This is a genomic window from Mesorhizobium sp. M7A.F.Ca.CA.002.15.2.1 (assembly GCF_003998715.1).
Lineage (GTDB): Bacteria > Pseudomonadota > Alphaproteobacteria > Rhizobiales > Rhizobiaceae > Mesorhizobium > Mesorhizobium ciceri.
In genome coordinates this window covers 1-546 of the sequence record NZ_RZPI01001230.1, presented here as the reverse complement: position 1 = coordinate 546, position 546 = coordinate 1, and the positions used below count along the sequence as shown (strand labels likewise).

The window sequence follows — 546 nt, the reverse complement described above, 5'->3', positions numbered from 1 at the left end:
GACCCGGGCAAGGTGTTCAAGGGCAAGCATATGGCTGGCCACATGGGCGACACCCGCGTCACCACGCAGAATGTCGAGATCGTATCGACCGACGCCGACCGCGGCCTGATCCTGATCCGCGGTGCGGTTCCCGGATCGAAGGGCGCCTGGATCCTGGTTCGCGATGCGGCCAAGGTGGCACTGCCGGCCAATGCGCCGAAGCCTGCCGCGATCCGCGCCGTTGCTGCCGAAAGTGGCGCCAAGAACGAGGCTCCGGCCACAGAGGGAGCGGAATAATGGATCTCAAGATCACAACGCTGGGCGGCAAGGACGCCGGCAAGGTGGAACTCTCCGACGAGATTTTCGGCCTTGATCCGCGCGAAGACATCCTGCAGCGCGTCGTGCGCTGGCAGCTTGCCAAGAAGCAGCAGGGCACGCACAAGACCAAGGGTCGCGCCGAGATCGCGCGCACCGGCGCCAAGATGTACAAGCAGAAGGGTACGGGCCGCGCCCGTCACCATTCGGCACGCGCTCCGCAGTTCCGCGGCGGCGGCAAGGCCCACGGCC

1 protein-coding gene and 1 pseudogene are annotated in these 546 nt (G+C 66.5%); both read left to right on the top strand.

Going from position 1 to position 546, the window contains the following annotated elements; translation table 11 throughout:
• Window positions 1–276 (top strand): annotated as a pseudogene (locus tag ENZ74_RS33825) (50S ribosomal protein L3); the annotation flags it as partial.
• On the top strand, window positions 276–546 hold a 271-nt coding region (rplD, locus tag ENZ74_RS33820; RefSeq protein WP_127313381.1), incomplete at its 3' end, for a 50S ribosomal protein L4. The pseudogene ENZ74_RS33825 and the gene rplD, both read left to right, overlap by 1 nt.